This window comes from Neisseria sp. P0022.S009, from assembly GCF_051956675.1.
Lineage (GTDB): Bacteria > Pseudomonadota > Gammaproteobacteria > Burkholderiales > Neisseriaceae > Neisseria.
Genome location: NZ_JBQCXE010000002.1, coordinates 313,013 through 334,733, shown reverse-complemented (window position 1 = coordinate 334,733; position 21,721 = coordinate 313,013). Strand labels below are relative to the sequence as shown.

Sequence of the window (21,721 nt, the reverse complement as noted above, 5' to 3'; positions counted from 1 at the left end):
ATTTATATTTAATATTTATTTATTTTTGTGAAATTTAAAATTACTGCCTGAGGTTATGAAATGTCAGAACATACTACGCTGATTATTAATTGGAAAGGTCCATACTCATACGATGATATTACTAACAATCCAGAGTTGAGAAATGGATTGTATCTTGCGGCAGGCAAACAAAAATATGAAAGAGGTGATAATTCCATCCAATATTGTGGCATTACAGAAGGAAATTTCTCCTCAAGATTTAGGAATCATCACAAACTCCCACTTATTACAAGAGAACAGGAATTTTGGTTGGGAACAGTGGTTGTGCCAGCAAATGCGAGCCGTTATTATCTTGAAATGGCTGAAGCACTGATTATTTATTTCTGGCAACCCTCTTTAAACGAAAAGAAAAAAATTTCTCCACCTAAATCAACAACAGTAATAAATTATTGGTTCACAAAAGACGGACAGCCTAGATTCAACCAGCGAGCTATTTATAGAGATTTACCAGATGTTCTATCATGGGATACAGAACATTGGAGAACAGGTAACCTAACTGTTTACACAGATTACTAAAATTTTATTTCTCAAAAATATCTTAATTTTAAAATATAGATAAAAAGGTCGTCTGAAACCCCTGCAATACGGTTTTCAGACGACCTTTGTTATTGGGTATTAATGATGCGTATGGCCAATTTGGAAAGTCAAAGTGGTGTAGTTCGCCTGTTTTTGACACACGCTTTGATCGGGGAAATCGGCTTTGTGTTCTACGCTGGCTTTCCAGAAACCTTGGCGCAATGGAATGATGCTGACTTCGCCTTTGTCATCGGTGGTATCGGAGAAGGCTTGGGCTTCGGTTTTATGGGTTTTGCTGCGGTCGCTGGTGTCGAAGCCGTCAAATGTGGCGGTAACGGTGGCGTTCGGCAGCGGCTCGCCATTGAAGAGGACGCGGACTTTGAAGCGTTCGCCGACGTGGACGTTGGCAGGGTTGTCTAAAGGAACGATTTCCAAATGTTGGCCGACTTGTTTGGTGATGATGGCGGTATCTGCGCTTTCGTGGCCGACATTGACGATGTTTTTACCGAACATACGGGTTTGTTCGCAATAGCTTGCATCAGGCATTTCTTTGATGCTTGCCTGCTTCCAACCTGCGCTGTTTTTAGACCAGAAAGTCGGTTGGTATTCGGCAGTTACCAAATAGCTGCCGTCTTTGACCGGCAGTTTGCTGCGGTATTGGTAATTGTATGTGCCTTTTTGAATCATGTTTTCTTTGCCTTTTTCAGTCACCAGTTGCATGGGTTTGCTGAAAATGTGCAGACGGTCTTTGGCGATGGGCTCGAGCTCCGGGAATTCGCCGTAGCCCAATTCGGCTTCAAGGTATTCGCCGCCATGTGTGTGGGCGGTTTCAACCCAAACGCGGTGGGCGTGTGCGGCAGTACTGAACAGGAAGGCAGATGCGATAAGCAAAGCGGTTTTTTTCATGATTCCTCTCCGATTTTCGATGTGTAGAAAAGATAGAATAAATTCGTTCGTTATAATATAACAAAATTATTTAAATTTAAAGAGAGGCCGTCTGAAAACTTTCAGACGGCCTTTTAGCTGATTGTTTTTTGAATCAGATTATCGAAACGGTTTAGTCCCCGTCACGACAGACGTCAATCGCTTCCTGCAAACTGCTGACGCCGTAGATTTTCAGGTTTGGAAACTCTTTGGCATTGCGCGGCATGTTGGCTTTGGGGACGATGGCGCGTTTGAAGCCGAGTTTTTCCGCTTCTTTGAGCCGCTCTTGCCCACGTGCGACAGGGCGGACTTCTCCGCTTAAACCGATTTCGCCGAAAACCACGGTTTTTTCAGGCATGGGGCGGTTGCGGAAGCTGGAGAGCATGGCGAGGATGACGGCGAGGTCGGCGGCAGGTTCGCCGATTTTGACGCCGCCGACGGCGTTGAGGAACACGTCTTGGTCGAAGCAGGCGATGCCGCCGTGGCGGTTGAGGACGGCGAGCAGCATGGCGAGGCGGTTTTGTTCGAGGCCAACGGTGAGGCGTTTGGGGGTAAAGCCGTGCGCATCATCGACCAATGCCTGAATTTCGACCAGAAGCGGGCGGCTGCCTTCCTGCGTGACCAAAACGCACGAGCCGGGCGTGTCGTCGCGGTAGCTGGCAAGGAAGATGGCGGATGGGTTGGACACGCCTTTCAAACCGTTTTCGGTCATGGCGAATACGCCCAATTCGTTTGCCGCGCCGAAGCGGTTTTTGATGGCGCGTATCATGCGGTAGTTGGAATGTTGGTCGCCCTCGAAATACAGCACGGTATCGACCATGTGTTCCAGCACGCGCGGGCCGGCAATCGCGCCGTCTTTGGTAACGTGTCCGACCAGTATCATGGCAATGCCCATCTGTTTTGCCATACGCGTCAGTTGGGCGGCGCATTCGCGCACCTGCGATACGGAGCCGGGGGCGGAAGTGATTTGGTCGGAATACATGGTTTGGATGGAGTCGATGACGACGACTTCGGGCTGATGCTGTTTCAATGCCGCTTGAATCGCTTCCATGCGGATTTCGGCAAGCAGGTTCACGCCTTCGGTCGGCAGTTCCAAACGTTGCGCGCGCAGGGCGACCTGTTGGGCGGATTCTTCACCGGAAACGTACAGCACTTTGCGGCTTTGCGCCATTTTGGCGATGGTTTGCAACAATAGCGTGGATTTGCCGATGCCGGGGTCGCCGCCGAGCAGGATGACCGCGCCATCGACCAAACCACCGCCCAATACGCGGTCAAGCTCGCCCATGCCGGTCGGATTACGCGGCACTTCGGTAGCGGTAACGGCGGAGAGGGATTGGACGGTCGAAGTGTCCGCCGCCCAAGATTGAAAGCGGGCGTTTTTCGGCTCAGGCGCGGCCAGGCTTTCCTGAAGTGTGTTCCACTCGCCGCAATGCGGGCATTTACCCTGCCATTTCGGGGAAGTGCCGCCGCATTCGGAACATTGGTAGATGGTTTTGGGGGCTTTTGCCATGGTGTTTTGTTTCCGCAGTATTTAGTGGGAAGGCCGTCTGAAAAGTGAGGGAAGTTTTCAGACGGCCTTGAGATTATGGGCGTGTTTTTTTGCTGTTTTCAAGATGGTTGAGTATTTTATCCGGATCTTGCTTAAAGTAGCTGGTTTGGTTGCCACTGGCTTTGTCAGTCAATTCCAACATGCCGGGCAGGCCTTTGATCATGAGGATTCTGGCTTTTATGGTACTTTTTTCACCTATTTTTTGTTTGTTTTGTTCTTCTTTGCCGTTGATGGAGGTTTTATAGTCAGTTACGGTTTGGTGGATTTCTTGTTTTTTCTCGTCAAATGTCCAATTAAAGTCCTGTCTGATGGTGAAGATTTTGTTGGTGGCTTTGAAACTCATTATGGCGATGTCTGTGCCAGTGTTGTCGGGGTTAAAGATGGTTGTGTTAATAAGGGCACCTTCTTCGTTTTCGACTGCATTGCCCCAGAAACCGTGTAGGTTTTCACCGGTAATTTTGTTGGCAATGTACATTTCAGAGGCTTGTTCGGGTTTGGCTGCCAATGATATCGGGGAGTTTAGGAGGAATAGGCCGGTCAGGATAGGGAAGATGAGTCTGGAAATGTTCATGTTTGTTCTTGCCTTGGAGTAGGGAGGTGTTTATAGGCCGTCTGAAAATGGGAAAATTTTCAGACGGCCTTTTATCGGGTAAAGAAGGGTTTATTTTTTGCTGTCTTTATCCGCATCTTTTTTCGGTGCAGGTTTTTTCGCTGCTAAGCCCAAAGATTTTTGCCATTCGGCTGGATTTTTCACTAAGTCCAAGGCTTTGCGGAGCTGATCGTCTTTGGCCGGATTGGGAATGCGGCGGCTGGAGATGTCTTCGTCTTTGTCTTTTTTAGACTTATCTTTATCGGCTTTGGTTTCTGTGTTGGCAGGCGTTTCGTTGCTGCTGTTGACGTCTTGGCCGCCCAGCGGATTGCCGATATGACCGACCAAATCGGCTTCGCGGCTTTCAAAGGCGCGGTCTTTGTCTTTGACTTCAATGTCGGGGACGATGCCTTGCGCCTGAATCGAGCGGTCGTTTGGCGTGTAGTACAGCGCGGTGGTCAATTTGACTGCGCTGCCGCCGGAAAGCGGAATCAGGGTTTGCACCGAGCCTTTGCCGAAACTTTGTGTGCCGACGACGACGGCGCGTTTGTGGTCTTGCAATGCGCCGGCAACGATTTCGGAAGCGGAGGCAGAGCCTGCGTTAATCAGGACGGTCATAGGAATGGTTTTCAGCTCGGCAGGCAATCCGGCCAACGGGTCTTTGCCGCTGGTGGTGATGTAGTCTTCGGCAGTTGCTTTGAGAACCATGCCTTCTTTTTTGTTGCGGCCTTTGGTGCTGACAACGGTTACGTCAGGTTGCAGGAAGGCTGCGGATACGCCGACTGCGCCGTTGAGCAGGCCGCCCGGGTCGTCGCGCAAGTCGAGGATGATGCCTTTGAGCGGGCCTTTGTTTTCTTTGACAAGGGCTTGTGCAGCTTCATTGAGCGCGGCAACGGTGCGCTCTTGGAATTGGGAGACGCGGATGTAGCCGTAGTCTTTTTCAAGCAGATGATGGCGCACGCTTTTGACTTTAATGATAGCGCGGGTCAGGTTGACGACAATGGGTTTGTCGGCATTTTTGCGTGAAAGGGTCAGGGTGATTTTGGTACCCGGTTTGCCGCGCATTTTTTTGACGGCTTCGCTGACGGTCAGGCCGCGGGTAGAGGTATTGTCGATTTTGACGATGAAGTCGCCGCTTTTTACGCCGGCGCGTTCTGCAGGCGTATCTTCAATCGGGGCAACGACTTTGACGAAGCCGTCTTCTTGTCCGATTTCCATGCCCAGGCCGCCGAATTCGCCGCTGGTGGATTCTTTCATTTCGGCATAGCCTTTTTTGTCCATATACTCGGAATGCGGATCGAGATCGGACACCATGCCTTTCATTGCGCCTTCAAAGAGCTCGGCATCGGGTTTGTCTTGGTAATAGTTGGCTTTGATTTGGCCGTACACTTCTGCCATGGTGCGGATGGTCTGCACGGGCAGGGCCTCGTTGTCTTTTTTGTCTTTTTCGGCGGCAAAACTTTGTACACTCAGACTGAGGGCGATGCCGCTAAATGCGCCGAGAGTGTAGATTGCAACTTTTTTCAAAGTGGATTTTGTTGACATTCGTTTGACTTTCTTTTTGTGTACGGTAAGCAAAGTGGTTTTTGTTTTCTCTGAACCCGTTGACTTTATGTGATTTAAACGCTCGGAACAATAAGTTTAAGGTAAAAGTTTGTTGTTTAATGTGCTGAACAGGCGTGAAAATCGTGTTTTATTGTAGTTTATGATGAAAATTCAGACGGCCTGGAGGGAAAATTCACTCAGGCCGTCTGAAACATCAGTTAATCCATGAAAGCGGATTCATGACTTGTCCGTTGTAGCGGACTTCAAGGTAAAGGCCGGTTTCGCCCGACGGCAAAGTGCCGCTGGTACCAATCTTGCTGCCGGCATTGACGGCGTAGTTTTGGGCGATGTCAATTTCGCTCAGGCCGGAGTAAATGCTGACATAGCCGTCGCCGTGGTCGAGGACGACTACTTTGCCGTAGCCTTCAAGCTCGCCGGCAAAAGTAACCGTGCCTGAGGCAATGCTGCTGACCGGGGCCGGAACGGTATTGTAGAACACGCCTTTCCAAACTTCGCCATCGCCGCGGTCTTGGCCGAACAGGCCTGCCAGTGTGCCGTTAACCGGTTTTTTCAGACGGCCTTGCATTCGGCTGAAGCTGTTGACGTTGCTGACGGTCAAGCCTTGGGTATTTGGGGCTTGCAGTTTCATGTCTTCGTCAGTCAGCGTGGACATGGCGGCGCGTTCGGCTTCGGCTTTTTGTTGGGCGGCAGCCTGCTCTTTGCGTGCTTTTTCGGCAGCGGCCAAACGGGCTTCGGCGGCTTTTTTACGCGCTTCTGCTTCGGCTTTGCGTTGCTCGGCTTTGCGTTTTTCCAAATCTTTCAAGAGATTGTTGAGGCGTTGCTCGTTTTCTCTGTGGTTGATTTTCTTTTGCGCTTCTTTGGCCATTTGCGCGTTTTGACGGCGGCTTTCGGCTTGTTCGGCGGTATTGGTTACGCCTTGTTGACGCAATGAAGCTTGGATATTGGCTTGCAGTTTTTTCAGGTAAGCCAATTCATTGTTGATTTTTTGCTCTTGCGCTGCCAGCTCTTTTTGTTGTTTTTCCAAGTCTCTCATGACTTGGTCGTTGGCGTTGTTGATATAACGCGTGTAACGCAGGAAGCGGGTTTTTTGACCGGCATCGGCGTTTTTCAGGAAGAGGGCAACAGCGTTGGGCTGGCTGTTTTTATAGTTACCGGACACAAAACGCGAAATTTGGGCGCGCGTGTTGGAAACTTCGGCTTTTAACTGGTTGGCATCGGCATTGAGTTTTTGGAATTTTTCCCAAGCGTCGCGTTGTTTGCGGTTGATGCCGGAGAGGTTGTTGCGTGTTTGTTGCAGCTGTTTGAGCGTGGCATTAACATGGATAATGAAACCCTCGTTGCGTTTGGCAAAGGATTTCTTGCTTTCCATTTCGTTGGCGGCGGCAGCCACGGCTGCTTTGAAATCGTTGTCGGCTGAAGAGACGGCTTTAGGCTCAGCTTTAGTGTCGTCTTTTTTGTTTTGCTCTTTGGCTTTGGTGTCTTTTTTAGCGTCTTTTTTATCTTCAACAGCTTTTTTGGCAGGCTCTTTGGCTTTGGTTTCTTTGGTATCGGCCTTTTTGTCTTCGGTTGCTTTTTTTACTGGTTCTTTGGATTGACGCTCTTTTTTATCCTCAGCCGCTTTTTTAGCAGGCTCTTTGGTTTTGGTTTCTTTAGGTTCTGCTTTTTTTACGGGTTCTTTGGCTTTACTGTCTTTTTTATCTTCAACAGGTTTCTTGTCTTGCTCTTTGGCTTTGCCGGGTTTTGCGGCTGCGGCTTTTTTGTCTTTTGCCGTTTCTTTAGGCTCTTCTGTTTTGCGGTTGGCTTTTTTATTGTCGGCAGCGGCTTCGGTGGCTTTAGCCGGTTTGTTTTTGGCTGAAGCGCGTTCGTTCTTGTCGGTGGTTTCCTTCTCTTTGGAGGCTTTGGCTTTAACCGCTTTTTTGTCTTCCTCTTTTTCTTTTACTGCTTGTTTTTTTGAGGTTTCTTTTTTTACATCTGCCTTAGCGGCTTCTTTCTCTGTTTTCACGGGTGCAGCTTTTTTGACGGCGGCCGCTTTTTCTTTCGGCGCGTCTTTGGCAGCATAGGTTGGCAGGGAGAAGCTGAGCAGCAGGGCGAGGATGAGGGGTTTGTAACGCATGGTTCGATCTTGCTATTAAAGTAGGAACAATAGGACGGATTATACTGTCTGTCAGGCCGTCTGAAAATAATATTGGGTTGCAATATGGACGAACGGTCTTATATAGTAATGATGGAGTAGGCGGATATGATTCCGCCTGTCTGGAAACTGACAGTCTGCATTGACAGGATATTATGAAAAAATATTTATTAGTAGTGTTGGGCGCCATGGTTTTGGCGGCTTGCGGTAACGATACCGATAAAATCGGACGCGCCAGTACGGTGTTTCATATGTTGGGTAAAAACGACCGTATTGAAGTGGAAGGTTTTGATGATCCTGATGTGCAGGGGATTGCCTGCTATATTTCGTACGCGAAAAAAGGCGGTTTGAAAGAAACAGTCAATCTGGAAGAAGATGCCAGCGATGCATCGGTTTCCTGCGTGCAAAGTGCGGAAGTCATCCGTTATAACGAGGCTGCGGTTTTGAAACCGCGACAAGTGTTCAAACGCAGTGCCAGCATAGCATTTAAGAGCCAGCAGATTATCCGCTACTACGACCCGAAACGTAAGTCTTTCGCTTATTTGGTGTACAGCGATAAAATCGTTCAAGGTTCGCCGAAAAATTCTTTGAGCGCGGTATCGTGTTTTGCCCATGCGAAAACCGATACACCGGTACCGGCAGGCGGTGCGGTTTACGGCGCCTGCGTGGTGGACGCGCCGATTTCCGACGGCCAAAAATAATAAAATCAGCTTAATAGATTAAGAAGAATATGAATTTAGCCAACCATTTCCTGATTGCCATGCCTCATATGGACGATCCGTTTTTTACGGATACGGTCATTTATGTGTGCGAACACGATGAAGAAGGTGCGCTGGGTATCATCATCAACAAACCTTCGCCGATTACCATGGACATGATTTTCGCCGCCGCCGACCGCAATATCCCGTTGCGCCTGCAACATGAAAACGTGATGATGGGCGGGCCGGTTCAGATTGAGCGCGGCTATGTCGTGCATACGCCGATCGGCCGCTGGCAAAACAGCATGGTGGTAACCGATAACGTGGCGCTGACTTCTTCGCGCGATGTGATTGAAAACCTGTCTAAAGAAGGTGCGGTGGATAAGGCTTTGATCAGTATCGGTTATTCTAAATGGGGCAAAGGGCAGTTGGAGCGCGAGCTGGCAGAAAATGTTTGGCTGACCGTCCCTGCGGACGAGCATATTCTTTTTGATGTGCCTTACGAGCTTCGTTATGCCGCCGCTTTTGAAAAATTGGGTGTCAATCCGAACGCTTTGTTTTCAGGAGTCGGCCATGCCTGATGCACCAAAAGGCACAGTTTTGGCCTTTGATTTCGGCGAAGCGCGCATCGGCGTGGCGCAGGGCGAGGCAGAGCTGGGTATGAGCCATCCGCTGGCAACGGTAACCGGCAACAGCAATGATGAAAAATTCGAGGCCATTGCCAAGCTGGTCAAAGAATGGCAACCCAAGTATTTTGTGGTCGGCCTGCCGACGCATACCGACGGCACGGAGCATGAGCTGACCCGTTTGAGCCGCAAGTTTGGCCGCCGTTTGCACGGACGTTTTAATTTGCCGGTTTATTGGGTGGACGAAAGGATGTCTTCCCTATACGCGGAAAGCCTGCTTGCTGAAGCCCAAGTATTTGGCCGAAAACAAAAATCCGTGCTTGACCAAGTGGCGGCACAGGCGATTTTGCAAGGCTTTTTTGAAGGCGGCGCGGCCGAGTATTTCAATGGCCGAGAAGAATAACGTTATTGATTATTAGGCCGTCTGAAACTGGATTTCAGACGGCCTTGGTTTTGTTACGGCTTTGGGATAAAAGAGGTTTAGTTTGGTTAAGCCTGATTTTTTCCGGCATAAACTTTGCTACACTCCGCTTTCTTTTTTTAGACATAAACACACACAAGGAAAAAGTCATGGCACTCATGGACAATCTTTTGAATGCGGCTACCCAAATGTTGGGTGGCAACAGCGAAAACGGCGCACAAGGTTCTTTGACCGATATGGCGATGGATTTGGTTAAACAACAAGGCGGCGTGGGCAACCTGATCAACCAACTGCAACAAGGCGGTTTGGGCGATGCCCTGAGCAGCTGGGTGTCCAACCAATCCAGCAACCTGCCTGTATCCGGCAGCGACCTGCAAAATGCGTTGGGCAGCGATACCGTGAACCAAATCGCGCAAAAATTCGGCGTGGATGCCGGCCAAGCAGGCGATTTGTTGGCAAAAGTGTTGCCAGACTTGGTTGATAAAGCGACGCCTAACGGCACGGCTCAAGATGCGGATGGCTTCGGCTTGGACGACATCGCTTCTATGTTGCTGAAAAACTTTATAAAATAATGAGTTGAATCCTTATGATAAGGCCGTCTGAATCCGTTCAGACGGCCTTATAACTTTTGGTTTGCGGTAAATAACCAATTAATCTTTTTCTAACAAAAACGAATGGCTTATCATGCCCACTTCGTTTTATTACAAAAAAGGTCATAAAGATGTCACGTTTAACCATACACACAGTCGAAACCGCTCCTGAAGCTGCTAAACCACGCGTTGAAGCCGTATTGAAAAACAACGGCTTTATTCCTAACCTGATCGGCGTTTTGGCCAATGCGCCTGAAGCTTTGGCGTTTTATCAAGAAGTTGGCAAGCTGAATGCGGCCAACAGCCTGACTGACGGCGAAGTTGAAGTTGTCCAAATCATCGCCGCCCGTACCAACGAATGCGGTTTCTGCGTTGCCGGCCACACCAAACTGGCCACCCTGAAAAAACTGCTGTCCGAACAATCCATCAAAGCCGCACGCGCATTGGCTGCAGGCGAGTTTGACGATGCCAAACTGAGTGCTTTGGCGACATTCACTCAAGCCGTTATGGCGAAAAAAGGCGCGGTATCCGACGACGAGCTGAAAGCTTTCTTTGATGCCGGTTATAACCAACAGCAAGCCGTTGAAGTCGTTATGGGCGTTGCTTTGGCAACCTTGTGCAACTACGTCAACAACCTTGCCAAAACCGAAATCAACCCTGAATTGCAGGCATTTGCCTAATCCCATCAAAGGCCGTCTGAAAATTCAGACGGCCTTTCTTAAAAGAACTCAATATCGCCAAAATATCCAGAGGAAAAAAAATGACACGCGAAGCTTTACTGAACAATGTTGCCGAACTCGTTAAAAGCAAATTAAAACCATTGGTGGACGACATCGACCGCAAAGGCCTGTACCCGAAAGAATTTATGCTGGAATTGGGCAAAATCGGCGGTTTTGCCGCGACCGGTACGGTTGAAGAAGGCGGCAACGGTTTGGGTTTGGCAACGCAAATCGCCGTATTGCGCGAAATCGGTAAAGAATGCGGCGCGACTTCGTTCAGCGCATGGTGTCAGGCGGCTTGCGCGTGGTATCTGCACCAATCCCCCAACCAAGCGGTTAAAGACAAATATTTGGCCGATATTCTGCAGGGCAAAGTTTTGGCCGGTACGGGCATGTCCAATACCGTCAAACACCTTGCCGGTATCGAAAAACACAACTTGCAAGCCGAGCGCGTCGAAGGCGGCTACAAAATCAACGGCGCTTTGCCTTGGGTATCCAATATTGGCGAAGACCACATTTGGGCAAATACCGCCCAAATCGGCGACAGCTATGTGATGTTTATCACCGGCGGCCAATGGGAAGGCGTTACCCTGCAAAACTGTCCTGAGTTCTGCGGTTTGGAAGGTACGCGCACTTACAGTCTGAATTTTAAAGACGTGTTTATTCCCGATGAAGATGTGATTGCTACGCCTGAGCAGTTCCAGTCTTATATCCCGACCATTAAAGCCGGTTTCATTCTGCTGCAAATGGGTATCGGCGCCGGTGTGATTGACGGTGCGCTCGGCATTATCCGCATGGCCAATGTGGTGAACGCAGAAGTAAACTCATACCTCGACCACAGCTACGATGAATTGAAAGCCGCTTTGGACGGCGCATGGGCGGAAACTGAACACCTTGCCGATGATGCGTGGAACAATAAACCCGATACGCTGGCAACCTTGAAACTGCGTGAAGCGGCTGCCGTATTGGCACTGAATGCCACTCAATCTGCCGCATTGCATGCAGGCGCGAAAGGTTATCTGATGCGCAGCCCGGCGCAACGTCGCGTCCGCGAGGCCATGTTCGTCGCCATCGTAACACCGGCCATCAAACACCTGCGCAAAGAAATCGCCGCTTTGGAAGCAGCGCAATAAATTCAAAATATCAACAATAAGACACACGAAAGGCCGTCTGAAAATACGGTTTCAGACGGCCTTTAAAAATGGAAGGAACACCAAATGGCTCAATATATGTGCGGCCCTTGCGGCTGGATTTACGATGAAGATGTCGGCGACCCCGAACACGGCCTGCCGGCAGGTACCAAGTTCGAAGACATCCCCGACGACTGGAAATGCCCTGAATGCGGCGTAGGTAAAGAAGATTTCTACCTTCTGGACTTCACCATATAAATTATCCGATTATTTAATAAAAAGGCCGTCTGAAGTTTCAGACGGCCTTTGTTTGCTTAATCGTCAGCGGTAGAGAGAAACAATGGTTTCCGCCGCTTTGACACAGCTTTCCACGTCGGCAACCAAAGCGATGCGGACGTAGCCCTCGCCCGGATTGCCTTGCTCGGTATCGCGGGCAAGGAAGCGGCCGGGTAACACTTGGATGGCGGCTTTCTGCCACAGGTTGCGCGTGAATGCCAAGTCGTCGCCGTCGGGAACTTTCAGCCAAATGTAGAACGATGCGTCAGGCAGTTTGACATCGAATACCTGTTGCAAAATCGGAATAACGCGGTCGAATTTTTCTTGGTATAGGCGGCGGTTGGCAATGACGTGTTCTTCGTCGTTCCAAGCGGCAATGCTGGCGCGTTGGACAGGAATGCTCATTGCGCTGCCGTGGTAGGTGCGGTAGAGCAGGAAGTTTTTGAGCAACTCGGCATCGCCTGCGACAAAGCCGGAACGCAAACCGGGGACGTTGGAGCGTTTGGACAGGCTGGTAAACATAATAATGTTGTGCGTGCCTCGACCTAATTGCGCCGCAGCCTGCAAGCCGCCGATCGGTTTGTTGTCGTCAAAATAAATTTCGGAATAGCATTCGTCAGAGGCAATAACGAAGCCGTATTTGTCTTGCAAATCAAAAATTTCTTTCCAGTCTTCTAATTGCAGGACGCTGCCGCTCGGATTGTTGGGCGAGCAGACAATCAGGACTTTGGTGCGCTGCCATACGTCTTCAGACAGGCTGCTCCAATCGGGGTTGAAGCTGGGTGCCGGACAGTTGGCAAAATGGATTTCGCCGCCGCCTAATATAGTCGCGCCTTCGTAAATTTGATAGAAAGGATTGGGACTGATAACGACCGGTTTGGGGCCGTCTGAAGCTGGATTCAAAACGGTTTGGATAAAGGAGAACAATGCTTCCCGGCTGCCCAATACGGGCAGGATTTCATTGTCGGGATTAAGGCTCAAACCATCATAACGGCGGGCAACCCATTCGGCGCAGGCTTGGCGCAGTTCGGGCAGGCCTGCGGTCAGCGGATATTTTTCCAGTTCGTGCAGGGAGGCGGTCAGTGCATCGGTGATGACTTTGGGCGTCGGGTGTTTCGGCTCGCCGATTTGCAGATGAATGGGCGTTACGCCTGCGGGTGCGTCAATGCCTTGCATGGCTTCACGCAAGCGGGCGAAAGGATAGGGTTTGAGGTGGTTCAATAATGGATTCATGATGTTTCTGCTGGATAAATTCAGGCGATAATCTTAGCATTTTTTAGATGGATTGGGACAAAAAGGCCGTCTGAAAACAGGGTTTGAATGTTTTTCAGACGGCCTTTTGAGTGTTGATGCGTTTATTTGGCAGGGACGGCAGGCAAGGAACCGTTTAAGAGATATTGAATGGTTTCTTGAACCGTACGGATGGCATTGCCAAACGGTAGCGGGTCTTTACCGCGGAAAAACAGGCCTTTATCGACTTCGCCACGGAATGCGGCGGAAAGTTGGATGTCGATACAGAATTGACCGGCTTTGGCCAAACCGTCGCGCAGGCCGCAGCTGGTCAGGCAGTTCAGGCCTTGGGTGCAACGGCGCGGATCGTTTTTGGCGTTGGCTTGCAATTTGGCTTCGCGTTTGATGTAGCTGTCGAGGAATTTGGTGCGTACGCCACGTGCAGGCAAACCGGCGACAGACATAAATTCAACCACTTTTTCGGTTTCCGCACCGGCCAGGGTTTTTTTGAAGTTGATGTGGGCATCGCCTTCTTCGGTTACGGCAAATGCGGTACCGATTTGGACGGCGGATGCGCCCCAGTTTTTCAAGGCTGTTTTGACTTTTTCAAAGTTTGCCATACCGCCGGCGAGTACCAACGGGATTTTTTCGCTTTCCAAACCTAAGTTTTTGAATACTTCAAATGTCTCTTCAATGACGCGTTTGAACTCGAATTTGGCATCGTTTACGCCGTCAACGGTTGCCGCACCCAAGTGGCCGGCCGCGTGGGCAGGGTGTTCGATAACGATGGCATCGGGCAAAACGCCTTTTTTCATCCAACGTTTCAAAACGATATTGATACCGCGTGATTCGGACAAGATAGGGAAAAGGGCGACATCTTTGTGATAGCCTTCGGCCATTTCCGGCAAGTCCAAAGGCAAACCCGCGCCCATTACAATCGCGTCCGCACCGGATTCGCAGGCCTGGCGGACGTAGGCGGCATGGTCTTTGACGGCTTTCATGACGTTGACGGCAATCATGCCTTTGCCTTCTGAATCGGCTTTGGCTTTTTTGATTTCGCGGTCAAGCGCGATGCAGTTGAGGCGGGTGTATTTTTCTTCGCTGGAATTGATTTTCGATTCGGCCAACAAATCTTCATGCAAGTGGCGCAAATCGACGCTGGCGATGGTACCCACGCCGTTTTCTCGTGCAACCGCGCTGGAGAGTTTTGATGCGGAAACGCCTACACCCATGCCGCCCTGTACGACGGGAATCAGTGATTTGTCACGGATAATCAATGGGTCAAAGTTGTTTTGCATGGATGCTCCTTCATAGATTCTGGGTGGTGCCGTCTGAAATCCTATGAAATGAAAGGGATAACGGACTGATGTGTGTATAAATTCGGTGTGTTTTAGCCGCCGTTTTTCAGACGGCATGAGGCATGTTTTTAAAATTTTAGGAATTATACTCTAAGTTAATGTAAAAATTAGAGTATTAATACAGTTTTTTTAAAGAAAAAATTGAAAAGTCTTGTTAATAAAGGAATAAATTTTATATTGAGTCTGATGAGCAAGAAAAATCGGCCGATAAATACGGTAAATAAAAAGGCCGTCTGAAACGTAAATTTCAGACGGCCTTCAATTAAGTAAATCAGACAGAGGTCGGATTACATTTGTTTTTTAGCGGCGTCGATGGCGCGTTGGTCAGGGTTGATCAAGATTTCAACGCGGCGGTTTTGTGCACGGCCTTCAACAGTGGCGTTGGAAGCGATGGGTTGACGGGAACCGTAACCGAAAGTGCTCAAACGGGTGCTGCTTACGCCACGGGATTGCAGGAAGGTGGCAACAGATTCGGCGCGGTTGCGAGACAATGGCTCGTTGATGGCGTCGTTACCGGTGTTGTCGGTGTGGCCGTTGATGGTCAAAGTCGTATCAGGATATTGAACCAAAGTTTGCGCGGCGGCAGACAAAGCGCTTTGAGCTTGGCCGCTCAGGGCCGCGCTGCCGGTGGCGAAGGTTACGTTTTCAGGCATAACCAGCTTGATTTGGTTGCCTTGGCGTTCGACTTCGATATTGGTGTTAGCCAGGCTTTGACGCAGTTTTTTCTCTTGGTAGTCCATGTAACCGCCGATACCGGCACCTACTGCACCACAAGCCAATGCGGAGTTACGCGCGCCTTTGCCACCGTGGGTCAACGCGCCGACGATGCCGCAAACGGCCGCACCGCCCAAGCCGTACATGGCGGTTTTGCTGGCGGATTGTTGGCCGGTAACGGGATCGGTTACACAGCCGGTAAGCGCCAAAGGAATTGCAGTGGCAATAACGGTCAGGGGTTTCAAGAATTTCATGTCGTATCCTCTTTTTAGATGACGGCTCGGGCCGTCTGAAAAAATGAATAAAAACCGCGTGGGTCATTACGGATTTATGATACCCAATATCCGAAACGCAAAAGAATGGGTTTAACCCGATATTACGAAAATATTTGCCAGTTAACATAATTCTGAAGCATTTCTGCATTTTTCTGGTAGCTTGGCCGTTTTGCCGTGAAATAACAAGCAAAGTTTTTTACAGTTTCTTCCGTTTTTTCTGCTTGCGGCGATACCAGTTGACGAATGCCCATTTCAATCTGACCTTGACGTCATATCCCACCGAACCTGCACCCAGTATGAGCAAAACGGCGGAAACGGGCAGGGCGAAATGATGGCCGACCAGATGATAACCCCATGCGCCAACCACGCCGCCCAGTAAAAACGACAGCATCAATCCGCTTAAAAGCCACATTTTCGGTTTGTTGACGCGGACGTGCGGCAGGCGCGGATGATGCTGTTTGGAGTAATAAAGCGCGCGTGAGATTTCAATGCCCAAGTCGGTCGCCGTGCCGGTCATGTGGGTGGAACGGATGGCGCCGCCGGAAAGAAGCGTGATAACCGTATTGTGCATGCCCATAATAAAACACAATAAAAACAATGCCAAAGACGGCATAATAAAATCAGATCCGCCAAAATCCCATTCCATCGCAGCAATACCGAACCAACCGAATATCAACAGATAAACTGCTTCCAGCCACATGGAAAACCCAAAGCTGCCACGGAAACGCATCTGCTGCGTCCATAAAATCACCCAACCCGAATGCGCGGCACCGGCAACAAAACACAACACGCTGATGAAAGTCACCGCGGCAGACCACCAGTCTTGGAGATACAGCACATCAGCCAAAAGAGACATGGAGCCGGTTACATGGGAAATATAGCGCGCAAATGCAAAGAATCCCCCCGCATTAATCGCACCGGCAAGAAAGGCCATGATGTAGCCCAGCCGTCTGAAACGGGCATCGGAAATATTGTGTTCGTGCAGATACGGGCGATCCGCCTGCCAAAACGGAGGCGTGTGTTGCCTGTGGTGGCGCAATCTGTAGGAGTGGGGCGGTTTGTCAGCGTTCATTGAGTGGGTTTGGAGTTAAACATTCATACAGGGTGTATTTTATATGCAACTGTCTGCCGATAAGAACAAATAATCTAAAGTGTTCCCAAGTTGCCACACTTGCCCATTACACAATGAGGGCGTACATTAATAGAAAGATATAAACATAAGGAAACATCCGATGAATCCTATCCGTCTGACCTTATTGTTTGGCGCCGTTGCATTGCTGGCCGCCTGCGCCACCACGTCCGAGCAAAAAGCCGCACGCGCCCAAGCGCAGAAACGCTATGAGCAGGATCTTCAAGTCAATCTTGCCGCACAATGCGATCAGGAAACAGCCGCGCTGATCCGCCGCAAATTTGACGAAGAAGGCAAACCCGGTGTAGCAACCGCGGAACAAAAAGCCTTCCGCCTCAAATATATCGACAAAGTTTCCGACCCGATGTTCCAAGCCTGCTACAAAATGGCATGGCAAAACTATATTTCCCAAGAGCAGCTGCGCGAAGCCCGCTACTATCGCTATTACGACGATTGGGGTTATCCGTTTGGCCGTTATCCTTGGTGGTGGTAAAGCATTAACAAACCTCAGGGCCGCCTGAAAGCATATATTTATTGGTTTCAGACGGCCTAAGGTTTATTGAAACGGCAATAACGTTTACAATAGCCGCCTATTCAAACACACTACCCACCACCCATGAACATCTGGCTTGGACAGCGACACCCGCCCCAATTTCCGCAAGGAGCCGCCGTAACCATCGGCAACTTCGACGGCGTACACCTCGGGCACAAACATATCCTGCAAAAACTCAAACGAGAGGCAGACCGGCGTGGTCTGCCTGTTGTCGTTGTTATTTTTGAGCCTCAGCCCAAAGAGTTTTTTGCGCGTAAAGCCGGGAAAAAGCTGCCTTACCGCATCAGTCCGCTGCGTACCAAATTGCGCCTTTTGCGTGAAACCGGCTGTGTGGATGCCGTTTGGGTTTTGCGCTTTAACCAAACTTTCTCCGAGATGAGCGCACAAGCGTTTATCGACCGGCTTTTGCGAAAAACGCTCAATACGCGTTATCTGCTGATTGGCGATGATTTCCGTTTCGGTGCGGGTCGGGAAGGCTGTTTTGAACTTTTGGCACAACAGCCCGATATGCAAACCGAGTGCACACCGTCCGTTATCGTTGAAGACATCCGCACCAGCAGTACCGCCGTCCGCCAAGCCCTTTCAGACGGCAAGTTGGAATACGCCAAAAAACTGTTGGGGCACGATTATGTATTAAGCGGCAAGGTCAAACACGGGCAAAAACTCGGCCGCACCATCAACGCGCCTACCGCCAACGTCCAGCTTCCCCCATATCATTATGCGCTAAGCGGCGTATTTGTCGTCGAAGCTGACGGCGCATTCGGTACGCGCCGGGGCGTGGCCAGCTTTGGTTTTAACCCCACTGTCAGCAACAACCGTTCGCAAAAGTTGGAAGTCCACCTGTTCGATTTCAGCGGCGATTTGTACGGACAACGCATCTTCGTCCGCTTCCTGCACAAACTGCGTGACGAGAAAAAATTTGAAAGTATCGAAGCATTGAAAACCCAAATTTTGCAAGATATGGAAGATGCAAAGGTTTGGAAACCATAGAAACGCTTCTATACGCTTATAAAATCAAGACAATTGGGCTACAATAAGTCCTTTGATTCTTTCAGACGGCCTGTTCTTTTTAAAATGAGCAATCAGACCGTCTGAAACCGAAATACCGCAACAATAGAGATTAGAAAATGACCGATTACAGTAAAACCGTAAACCTGCTCGAAAGCCCGTTTCCGATGCGCGGCAATCTTGCCAAGCGCGAGCCTGCATGGCTGAAAAGCTGGTACGAGCAAAAACGCTACCAAAAACTGCGCGAAATCGCCAAAGGCCGTCCGAAATTCATCCTGCACGACGGTCCTCCGTATGCCAACGGCGACATCCACATCGGTCATGCCGTCAACAAAATCCTCAAAGACATCATTATCCGCAGCAAAACCCAAGCCGGTTTTGATGCGCCTTATGTACCGGGCTGGGACTGCCACGGCCTGCCCATCGAAGTGATGGTAGAAAAGCTGCACGGCAAAGACATGCCCAAAGCCCGTTTCCGCGAATTGTGCCGCGAATACGCCGCCGAACAGATTGCCCGTCAGAAAAAAGACTTTATCCGCCTGGGCGTATTGGGCGACTGGGACAATCCTTACCTGACCATGGATTTCAAAACCGAGGCCGATACCGTGCGTATGCTCGGCGAAATCTACAAATCGGGCTATCTCTACCGCGGTGCAAAACCGGTTCAGTTCTGCTTGGACTGCGGCTCTTCGCTGGCCGAAGCCGAAGTGGAATACAAAGACAAAGTATCGCCTGCGATTGACGTTGCCTATCCGTTTAAAGACAATGTCGCGCTTGCCGCCGCATTCGGTTTGCCAGGTATCGAAGGCACAGCGTTTGCCGTCATCTGGACAACTACGCCTTGGACGCTGCCTGCGAGCCAAGCTGTTTCAGCTGGCGCAGACGTGGTGTATCAACTGATTGATACGCCTAAAGGCAAATTGGTATTGGCGAAAGATTTGGCAGAAGACGCGCTCAAACGCTACGGCTTTTCAGACGGCATTTCTATTCTTTCCGAAACCACCGGCGATAAGCTGGAAAACCTGCACATGAATCATCCGTTCCTCGAACGCGATATTCTCATGCTTAACGGCGAACACGTTACCACCGATGCCGGTACCGGCTTGGTGCATACTGCGCCTGCTCATGGTTTGGAAGACTACGCCGTCTGCAATAAATACGGCATCGAGCTTTACAACCCCGTCAACGCCGAAGGCCGATACATCAGCGAAACGCCGCGCGTTGCCGGTATGAGCGTTTGGGAAGCGAATCCCGTCATCCTTCAATGGCTGGAAGAAACCGGCCACCTCTTGGCAAGCAACAAAATCGAACACAGCTATGCCCACTGCTGGCGTCATAAAACGCCGCTGATTTACCGCGCGACGGGTCAATGGTTTGTCGGTATGGATAAAGCAGGTGCCGATGGTAAAACCCTGCGCGACAAAGCCATCAAAGCCGTGGACGACACCGAATTCTTCCCGTCTTGGGGTCGCGCACGCCTCGAAGCCATGATCGAAGGCCGCCCCGACTGGGTCGTTTCGCGCCAACGCTATTGGGGCACGCCGATGACCTTCTTCGTCCACAAAGAAACAGGCGAGCTGCATCCGAACTCTGCTGAGCTTTTGGAGAAAGTAGCACAACGCATCGAAGAAAAAGGCATCGAAGCATGGTTCTCCCTCGATAAAAGCGAATTGTTGAGCGCGGAAGATTGCGAAAATTACGACAAACTTTCCGACACGATGGATGTATGGTTCGACTCCGGCTCGACCCATTATTCCGTCTTGAAACAGCGCGAAGAATTGGATTGGCCCGCTGACCTCTACCTCGAAGGCAGCGACCAACACCGCGGCTGGTTTCAATCCTCCATGCTGACCGGTTGCGCTTCATCCATGGGCCGCGCCCCGTACAAACAGCTTCTGACCCACGGTTTCGTGGTTGACCAAAACGGCCGCAAAATGTCGAAATCCATCGGCAACGTCGTCGCGCCGCAAGAAGTCTATAACGAATTCGGCGCAGACATCCTGCGCCTGTGGGCGGCATCTACCGATTACAGCGGCGAATTGGCGATTTCCAAAGAAATCCTCAAACGCGTCACCGAAAGCTACCGTCGTATCCGCAACACTTTGAGCTTCCTGTTTGCCAATCTCAGCGACTTCAATCCTATTGAAGATGCCGTGCAACAGGCAGACATGGTGGAAATCGACCGCTATGCCTTGGTATTGGCACGTCAGCTGCAAGAGCGTCTGGCTGGCGACTTCTATCCTCGCTACGCCTTCCACTTTGCTGTAAAAGACATTGTTTCTTTCTGCTCGGAAGATTTGGGCGCGTTCTACCTCGACATTCTGAAAGACCGCCTCTACACCACCAAAGCCGACAGCCACGCCCGCCGCAGCGCGCAAACCGCCCTGTACCACATCACGCGTAGCCTGGTTCTCTTGATTGCACCGATTTTGTGCTTCACCGGCGAAGAAGCGTGGGACATCATCGGCGGCGGCGAAGAAGACAGCGTCCTCTTCCACACCTGGCACGAGTTCCCACCCATCAACGAAAAAGCCGAAGCCGAACTGGTGAAAAAATGGACGGCAATCCGCGAAGCCCGCGAAGCGGTAACTGCCGCCATCGAGCCTTTGCGTACAGACAAAACCGTTGGTTCTTCATTGCAAGCAGAAGCCGAAATTACGGCTCCGGAAGAAATTGCCGATTATCTGAACACTTTGGGCGAAGAATTACGTTTTGCTTTGCTGGTGTCTAAAGCCGAAGTGAAAGTCGGTGATGAACTTGCTGTAACCGCTAAAGCCAGTGATGGTGAAAAATGCGAACGCTGCTGGCACTATACCCACGATGTGGGCGCAGTTGCAGGCCATGAAACCATCTGTAAACGTTGTGCCGACAACGTTGACGGTAAAGGCGAAGACAGACATTACGCTTAATTGTTTGGTCTAAGATAAAGGCCGTCTGAAAACTTTGGTAATAGGTTTTCAGACGGCCTTTGTTTATTGAATCTGTTTCGTATAGCGAATAGATTTTGAAAGGGAATTGGGATTTGTGATTTAGGTAAAATGCAGGATAGGGTTTCAAGTTATTGCAGGGTAGGAGTTTAATTGCACAAAATAACTCTTACGTCAGGGAGAATTTGTTGAGGATATAGGAATGACTCATAATCATGTGTCTATAATTAAGATCAATCATTACAATTCTTTGTTTGAAAGTCTTTAATAAAACAATGAGGTATCATATGCGCCCTAAAGATAAGTTTGACATCAAGGCTTGCAAAAGGATCAAGGAGTGCAACGATGAGGAATTAATTGAGATGGGAGAATGGCTCTCTGGGTGGTTGGGAGATGCCAACTTTCCTATTTTTAGCGAAATTGTTGAAATCTTTGTAGAAAGACAAGATACATTACTTCCATTCGTTTCAAATATTTTTTACTCAAATGATAGTATATGCATTTATTGGGTTTTACTTGAACTTTATCCAAAATTATCCTATCAAAACCAAGTAGCCTTAGCTATTGATTTGGAACATTGTCTTCATAATATTTCAGAAAAATTAACATTGGATGAAGATGATGAGAACCTTAAAGAAATCTTGGAAAAAGTTTTAAATTAAGTTAGATACATATTTAATGATTTTGAAATAATGTTTTGTCGGAGAAGGTGCCTTTCAAAGGGTCTTACTTATTCGATGTATTTTGAACTTT

21 protein-coding genes are annotated in these 21,721 nt (G+C 49.6%); 12 read left to right on the top strand and 9 right to left on the bottom strand.

What is annotated here, in order from left to right; translation table 11 throughout:
• Positions 1-60 precede the first annotated feature (60 nt).
• Positions 61-555 carry a hypothetical protein gene (locus tag ACTHUG_RS04690; protein WP_082013629.1) on the top strand — a complete coding sequence of 165 codons (495 nt, stop codon included), beginning with the start codon at positions 61-63 and terminating at the stop codon, positions 553-555.
• A 99-nt stretch (positions 556-654) separates the two neighbouring features.
• On the opposite strand, the gene ACTHUG_RS04685 is transcribed toward ACTHUG_RS04690, so the two are convergent.
• The 5 genes from ACTHUG_RS04685 to ACTHUG_RS04665 all read right to left on the bottom strand — a co-directional run bounded on the left by ACTHUG_RS04685 (position 655) and on the right by ACTHUG_RS04665 (position 7,296).
• Positions 655-1,461 (bottom strand): DUF4198 domain-containing protein, encoded by an 807-nt coding sequence (locus ACTHUG_RS04685; protein ID WP_440386199.1) that lies wholly within the window; start codon positions 1,459-1,461, stop codon positions 655-657.
• 151 nt (positions 1,462-1,612) lie between these two features.
• The gene (radA, locus tag ACTHUG_RS04680; protein ID WP_440364292.1) at positions 1,613-2,989 is read right to left on the bottom strand and encodes a DNA repair protein RadA; all 1,377 of its coding nucleotides are present in this window, start codon (positions 2,987-2,989) and stop codon (positions 1,613-1,615) included.
• A gap of 73 nt (positions 2,990-3,062) precedes the next feature.
• Entirely contained in the window at positions 3,063-3,599 is a 537-nt protein-coding gene (locus tag ACTHUG_RS04675) for a hypothetical protein (protein ID WP_440386200.1), read from the bottom strand.
• Positions 3,600-3,689: 90 nt separating this feature from the next.
• A complete protein-coding gene (locus ACTHUG_RS04670; protein WP_440386201.1) occupies positions 3,690-5,162 on the bottom strand; it encodes a S41 family peptidase in 1,473 nt (490 codons plus the stop codon).
• Between the two features lie 214 nt (positions 5,163-5,376).
• On the bottom strand, positions 5,377-7,296 hold the full coding sequence (locus ACTHUG_RS04665) for a peptidoglycan DD-metalloendopeptidase family protein (RefSeq protein ID WP_440386202.1): 1,920 nt from the start codon (positions 7,294-7,296) through the stop codon (positions 5,377-5,379).
• Positions 7,297-7,469: 173 nt separating this feature from the next.
• Between ACTHUG_RS04665 and ACTHUG_RS04660 the strand changes: the two genes are divergently transcribed.
• The 7 genes from ACTHUG_RS04660 to ACTHUG_RS04630 all read left to right on the top strand — a co-directional run bounded on the left by ACTHUG_RS04660 (position 7,470) and on the right by ACTHUG_RS04630 (position 11,756).
• On the top strand, positions 7,470-8,015 hold the full coding sequence (locus ACTHUG_RS04660) for a CreA family protein (RefSeq protein ID WP_440386203.1): 546 nt from the start codon (positions 7,470-7,472) through the stop codon (positions 8,013-8,015).
• A 29-nt stretch (positions 8,016-8,044) separates the two neighbouring features.
• The gene (locus ACTHUG_RS04655) at positions 8,045-8,593 is read left to right on the top strand and encodes a YqgE/AlgH family protein (protein WP_036490388.1); all 549 of its coding nucleotides are present in this window, start codon (positions 8,045-8,047) and stop codon (positions 8,591-8,593) included.
• Positions 8,586-9,041 carry a Holliday junction resolvase RuvX gene (gene ruvX / locus ACTHUG_RS04650; RefSeq protein ID WP_003747323.1) on the top strand — a complete coding sequence of 152 codons (456 nt, stop codon included), beginning with the start codon at positions 8,586-8,588 and terminating at the stop codon, positions 9,039-9,041. The genes ACTHUG_RS04655 and ruvX overlap by 8 nt, the downstream gene beginning before the upstream one ends.
• Positions 9,042-9,208: 167 nt before the next feature.
• Complete coding sequence (locus ACTHUG_RS04645) at positions 9,209-9,631, top strand: YidB family protein (protein ID WP_003747321.1); 423 nt, start codon at positions 9,209-9,211, stop codon at positions 9,629-9,631.
• Positions 9,632-9,780: 149 nt separating this feature from the next.
• Positions 9,781-10,329: a carboxymuconolactone decarboxylase family protein gene (locus ACTHUG_RS04640; RefSeq protein WP_440386204.1), complete on the top strand. Its 549-nt coding sequence runs from the start codon at positions 9,781-9,783 to the stop codon at positions 10,327-10,329.
• Positions 10,330-10,409: 80 nt separating this feature from the next.
• Positions 10,410-11,501 carry an acyl-CoA dehydrogenase family protein gene (locus ACTHUG_RS04635; protein WP_440386205.1) on the top strand — a complete coding sequence of 364 codons (1,092 nt, stop codon included), beginning with the start codon at positions 10,410-10,412 and terminating at the stop codon, positions 11,499-11,501.
• Positions 11,502-11,585: 84 nt separating this feature from the next.
• The gene (locus ACTHUG_RS04630) at positions 11,586-11,756 is read left to right on the top strand and encodes a rubredoxin (protein WP_003747315.1); all 171 of its coding nucleotides are present in this window, start codon (positions 11,586-11,588) and stop codon (positions 11,754-11,756) included.
• Between the two features lie 63 nt (positions 11,757-11,819).
• On the opposite strand, the gene dapC is transcribed toward ACTHUG_RS04630, so the two are convergent.
• The 4 genes from dapC to ACTHUG_RS04610 all read right to left on the bottom strand — a co-directional run bounded on the left by dapC (position 11,820) and on the right by ACTHUG_RS04610 (position 16,423).
• Positions 11,820-13,007, bottom strand: a complete 1,188-nt coding sequence (gene dapC / locus ACTHUG_RS04625; protein WP_440386206.1) for a succinyldiaminopimelate transaminase — start codon at positions 13,005-13,007, stop codon at positions 11,820-11,822.
• Between the two features lie 122 nt (positions 13,008-13,129).
• Positions 13,130-14,302, bottom strand: a complete 1,173-nt coding sequence (locus ACTHUG_RS04620) for an NAD(P)H-dependent flavin oxidoreductase (protein WP_254343996.1) — start codon at positions 14,300-14,302, stop codon at positions 13,130-13,132.
• Between the two features lie 347 nt (positions 14,303-14,649).
• Complete coding sequence (locus ACTHUG_RS04615) at positions 14,650-15,330, bottom strand: OmpA family protein (RefSeq protein WP_003747310.1); 681 nt, start codon at positions 15,328-15,330, stop codon at positions 14,650-14,652.
• A 217-nt stretch (positions 15,331-15,547) separates the two neighbouring features.
• On the bottom strand, positions 15,548-16,423 hold the full coding sequence (locus ACTHUG_RS04610; protein WP_003747306.1) for a YoaK family protein: 876 nt from the start codon (positions 16,421-16,423) through the stop codon (positions 15,548-15,550).
• Between the two features lie 160 nt (positions 16,424-16,583).
• Between ACTHUG_RS04610 and ACTHUG_RS04605 the strand changes: the two genes are divergently transcribed.
• From ACTHUG_RS04605 to ACTHUG_RS04590, 4 genes are all read left to right on the top strand, one after another.
• The gene (locus ACTHUG_RS04605) at positions 16,584-16,973 is read left to right on the top strand and encodes a hypothetical protein (RefSeq protein ID WP_440386207.1); all 390 of its coding nucleotides are present in this window, start codon (positions 16,584-16,586) and stop codon (positions 16,971-16,973) included.
• Between the two features lie 123 nt (positions 16,974-17,096).
• Positions 17,097-18,023: a bifunctional riboflavin kinase/FAD synthetase gene (gene ribF, locus ACTHUG_RS04600; protein WP_003747302.1), complete on the top strand. Its 927-nt coding sequence runs from the start codon at positions 17,097-17,099 to the stop codon at positions 18,021-18,023.
• Positions 18,024-18,160: 137 nt separating this feature from the next.
• A complete protein-coding gene (gene ileS, locus ACTHUG_RS04595) occupies positions 18,161-20,950 on the top strand; it encodes an isoleucine--tRNA ligase (RefSeq protein WP_440386208.1) in 2,790 nt (929 codons plus the stop codon).
• Between the two features lie 305 nt (positions 20,951-21,255).
• Positions 21,256-21,630, top strand: a complete 375-nt coding sequence (locus ACTHUG_RS04590) for a DUF5071 domain-containing protein (protein WP_440386209.1) — start codon at positions 21,256-21,258, stop codon at positions 21,628-21,630.
• The last annotated feature ends 91 nt before the right edge of the window (positions 21,631-21,721 follow it).